Raw genomic sequence first — 4,347 nt, 5'->3', positions numbered from 1 at the left:
AACAACTCGTCCAACTAACGAAAGTTGGTAAAACAGAAAAACAAGAGCGTAAATCACCCAACTCTCGCAAGTATTCAGAGATTAGAACTAGGGAACATTTGTTACCTGAAGAAGTTGAGGCGATGCGGACAGCCATCAAAAAAATGAAGGGTCGCCACGCTTATCGAGACTCAACCCTAATTTTGCTGCTTTACCGTCACGGATTGCGAGTGGCAGAGGCAGTAGCCCTGCGATGGGAGCAGATCGACTTTAACGGTGGAACGATTTACGTAAAGCGAGTCAAAAAGGGAACTCCTTCTGTGCAACCACTTTACTCTGATGAGATTCGCTCTCTGCGTAAGTTGCAACGAGATTATCCTTCTAGCCCCTATGTTTTCCAGTCTTCTCGACGTGGACCGTTAGCACGGGATACTGTAAGTGGAATTGTTGAGCGGGCTGGCGAGTTAGCAGGTTTCTCTTTTCCAATTCATGCTCATATGCTGCGACATGGAACGGGTTACTATTTGGCGAATCGAGGTACTGATACTCGCACAATTCAGAGCTACCTAGGTCATAACAATATCCAACACACAGTCCGTTACACCGAACTTGCATCTGCCAGGTTTCAAGGTCTTTGGAATGATTAGTGTTTAAAACCCCTGATTGCCGCCGATCTCCCCCGAAAAAAATCGCTCTCGTCCTGACAGTACAAATCATCCTTTCTGAGGTTGGTTTAGATCCCAGCCGATTCCCTACAGTTAGACACTTTACCTCTTGGCTTGGCGCAATGTCGCTGGCAGTCGCATTACTGGTGGCAAAATTAAAAGTTCTCAAACTCGTCCTGTAGTCAACCGTGCTGAAGACAGCTTTCCGTATGGCAGTACAAACTGCCGGAAAAAGTAATTCCGCTTTGGGCACATTTTATCGTCGCCTACGTTCTCGACTTGGTTCTCCTAAAGCCATTACTGCCACTGCTCATAAGATTGCGCGAATTTTTTACAAACTTTGGACAACCGGAGCAGATTACACCGCTCCTGGCATGGATTACTATGAGCAGCGTTACCGTGAGCGAATGGTCAATAATCTCCACAAAAAAGCCTAGGCTTTTGGTTTTGAGCTTATTCCTCAGCCCTCAGAAAATCTGGTTTCTTAGAAGAGGGATATCTGAGCCATTACTGGCTGTATTCGTCTAAGTCCAAGACATCAAGCTATAGATTCGCAACGGGATTGTAATACTACCCTCTCACTCCTGTTTTTGCAACACAACTGTCTTGTTAGTTTTCAATAATTCTTAAATCAAGTGCGAAATTTCTCTACCCACGCCCGATACATATATGGAGGGATGAACAGTTGAGGAGGAGCTATAAAGCAAGCTCAATTCGCCCACCTCAAATAGAAAGACTGATTGTCTTGATACCGATTGTCTAACATCAACAAACAAGGAGTTAAGTATGAAACACGACTACACAACAAACATTGCAATTTATCTCTGTCTAACGCTATTTGTTCATTACTTCTCTAATTACATTATACCTGCCTTGCAGGCATTAACCACACCAGTAGAATTTGTATCTCAAAATTTTGGAGTGACTGCATAATGAGAGCCGCTCGGTAAGAAAGCTCTGTTATTAAAAAGTTTTTGCAACACAAGCGGAATTTAGTTCATTCAATAAGGCGCGGCAAACATTGAGAGGTTATAAAGCAATGAACATTTGGAAGCTAATGAACATTTGGAAGCCTATGTCATCTCAAGTGTCATCTCATGATACAGATAATAAATTTCGTTTAATTGAAGAAATCAATGCTAAAACTTCAAATAGGGACTTAAATAATGCCGATCTCAGCGGTGCCGACCTGCGCTATGCTTACCTGAGCAATGCCGACCTGCGCGATGCCGACCTGCGCGATGCCAACCTGATGTTTGCCAACCTGATGTTTGCCGACCTGCGCGGTGCCGACCTGCGCGGTGCTGACTTACGCGATGCCGACCTGAGCAATGCCGACCTGCGTGGTGCCAAGCTGCCCGTCGACCTGAGCAATGCCGACCTGCGTGGTGCCAAGCTGCCCGTCGACCTGAGCAATGCCAACCTGCATGGTGCCATATATGAAGAAGAATGGGTCGAATCGGAGAATGTCAAGATTAACCCTCTTTCATCAAACTGGGAACCTCCTGTAAGGTATCGGAAGAAACAAAAAAGGTATAGCTGAATTTGGGTGCCAGTTGAACTAAGCCGGAGGGTCGCTCCTCCGACTCGAGCGGGTAAGGCGGCTGTCACCGTATCCCCCTCCCCTAAGAACCGTGCGTGACGTAGGGTAGGCGACCAACGAGTTACCATAATGGTACTTTTCTAATCGCCCCCCCTCTGACTTAGGCATAACGGTTGTGTTGCAAAAATAGATAGTATTTTGGGAGAGATAGTACTTGTACTTACTGCTGTTCGCTCGCCTATCTCTTCCATGAACTGCAAACATCCTTTCAAGTGGCGTCACTTTCAGTCCGACATCATCCTCGTGTGCGTGCGGTGGTATCTCCGCTATCCCTTGAGATACCCTAACCTGGAAGAAATGATGCTGGAGCGTGCGATGGAGGTTGACCATACGACGGTGTATCGTTGGGTGCGAGCATGACCAAAACTTGATGTGAGAAAGGAAACCTGCTATGCCTTAGATCTAGCAGGCACTGGTAGAGAGTCAAGGGGAATGAGTGGAATGGCACTAAGATAAGCGGAAATGCTTATGAGTCAAGCAGTTTGCGATTGCACAGCATATAGATGTCTAGGTTGATTCATCAATGGATAAGATTTAGGGCGACGTTTACGGACTCGTGGTTCACTTCGTCCTGGGCGAACGGGGACTAACTTGTGAACAATAATTTTTAGTAGAGTGCGATAAATGTGATGGCGCTGTGTAGAATCAGCGGCGAATAATACAGTCATAAAATGAGTTAAATGATGGCGAGTTCCCTGCAAGGATAGATGCAATGGAGGCGCACCATAGGTTGTACCAGCTGACCACATCAAACCGCGAAGCAAATTGTAAGCCAACAAAAAGACGTAAATTTCTTTACGTACCATTTGAGGAGTTTTCCCCCGCAAGATATCCATTCCCAAAGTGATTTTTAAGTGTTTTAGATCTAGTTCAACGTCCCAACGTTCACCATAAAGCCGCACAAGTTCGAGGGAAGGATAAATTTTTGACTCCAACAAAGTAGTAATTAAACTGACAGATGAAGTCCGAAATCCAGGGATGATAACGTAGTAACAGACTTCTCGCACTGTCAAGGTACAAGGTAAAGTAACAAATTCCGACTCGCTTAATCCTTGAGGGCATTTTTGAGGTTTGTGCCAAGTAACTAATCGATCGCAATCGCCAATTATTTTACCTTTTCGCATAGTTGTTTTTCGAGACTGATGCTTGCGGAATACTGCATCGCAGCCAAGGTTTTTAATCGAAACTAAATCGGCATAAGAACAAAAAGCTCTATCTCCTAGAAGGACATCACCCCTGTTAAGAAATTCATACATTTTTCTCGCAAGTTGAATATCATGAGTATTTAAAACATCGATAACTAGGGCAATAGCAGCACCTGTAGCTAGGCTAAATATCACACCAATTTTGGCGACTGGAAACCCACATCCTAACTTTTGGTTACTAGGTTGAGGGTAGGCTGTTTGGTTTTCCACAGTATCGGGCATAGAAACAGCTGAGCCATCTATGACTTTCACACTTCGACCACACCACAAATCTTCTGTTGTTACTTTCTCTTGTAGACTTTGTGCAGCCTTACTAAAAAGTCTTACTAACAACTCTTCTGGCAATCTAGACCGAGCTTGACAATAGGCACTCGTATCAGTTGAGGGAATTTCTACTCCTTCACCTACTAAATAAGCAATCACTCTGCTTACTGCGTTGTGACAACTTTTATCAACATCTAAAACTTGAGACAGAAATACCCATAGAGTCACGAATGGGTCAAATAGGCGGCGACGATATTTAATTTTTAACTCGTCTATAGCTTGCTCAATTACAGATTCTGGTAAAATCTCTTGAAAAGGTAATCCCAGGCTTTGGCTAAATTTTTGCTTGAGGATTTTCACACGATTTGTCACAGTAGTACTAGTCTTATTGGCTTCCAAGTATCGTTGATAAGTATTTCACGAACTTGGAGGCTTTTTCTAGCTACGGAATATTTTTGGGTAATGCCCGCATTATCGCTGCGTTACACATAAGCACCTGCTTGAAACCACATACCTACCTGTTTGTTCGCAGCCAGATAGTACAAAAGGCTCTAACGGGACTTAAACAAGTTCTAAGCCCAAATAAAGCCTAAACTCTGCTTGTAAGCAGCAAATACGTCCTTGTTATGAT

4 protein-coding genes and 2 pseudogenes are annotated in these 4,347 nt (G+C 44.2%); 5 read left to right on the top strand and 1 reads right to left on the bottom strand.

Annotated features, from left to right (window positions below; all coding sequences use genetic code 11):
- The 5 genes and pseudogenes from DSM107010_RS36990 to DSM107010_RS41840 all read left to right on the top strand — a co-directional run.
- Nucleotides 1-626 (top strand): tyrosine-type recombinase/integrase (locus DSM107010_RS36990; protein ID WP_199756034.1); only part of this gene is annotated, 626 nt, incomplete at its 5' end.
- 50 nt (nt 627-676) lie between these two features.
- Nucleotides 677-1,081, top strand: a pseudogene (locus DSM107010_RS43540) (transposase); the annotation flags it as partial.
- 349 nt (nt 1,082-1,430) lie between these two features.
- Complete coding sequence (locus tag DSM107010_RS39175) at nt 1,431-1,577, top strand: hypothetical protein (RefSeq protein WP_158631975.1); 147 nt, start codon at nt 1,431-1,433, stop codon at nt 1,575-1,577.
- Nucleotides 1,578-1,683: 106 nt separating this feature from the next.
- Nucleotides 1,684-2,187: a pentapeptide repeat-containing protein gene (locus DSM107010_RS36980; protein WP_106170705.1), complete on the top strand. Its 504-nt coding sequence runs from the start codon at nt 1,684-1,686 to the stop codon at nt 2,185-2,187.
- Nucleotides 2,188-2,436: 249 nt separating this feature from the next.
- Nucleotides 2,437-2,598 (top strand): annotated as a pseudogene (locus DSM107010_RS41840) (IS6 family transposase); the annotation flags it as partial.
- A 122-nt stretch (nt 2,599-2,720) separates the two neighbouring features.
- Here the strand turns inward: DSM107010_RS41840 and DSM107010_RS36970 are convergent.
- Nucleotides 2,721-4,088, bottom strand: coding sequence for an IS4 family transposase (locus tag DSM107010_RS36970; RefSeq protein ID WP_181246540.1), 1,368 nt, complete (start codon nt 4,086-4,088; stop codon nt 2,721-2,723).
- Between the last annotated feature and the right edge of the window lie 259 nt (nt 4,089-4,347).

Origin of the sequence: Chroococcidiopsis cubana SAG 39.79, assembly GCF_003991895.1 — a bacterium.
Lineage (GTDB): Bacteria > Cyanobacteriota > Cyanobacteriia > Cyanobacteriales > Chroococcidiopsidaceae > Chroococcidiopsis > Chroococcidiopsis thermalis.
This window is presented reverse-complemented; position numbering and strand designations above follow the sequence as displayed.

Coding starts and splice junctions, on each gene's coding strand:
- DSM107010_RS39175 (WP_158631975.1), top strand. CDS start 1,431: ATGAAACACGACTACACAACAAACATTGCAATTTATCTCTGTCTAACG.
- DSM107010_RS36980 (WP_106170705.1), top strand. CDS start 1,684: ATGAACATTTGGAAGCTAATGAACATTTGGAAGCCTATGTCATCTCAA.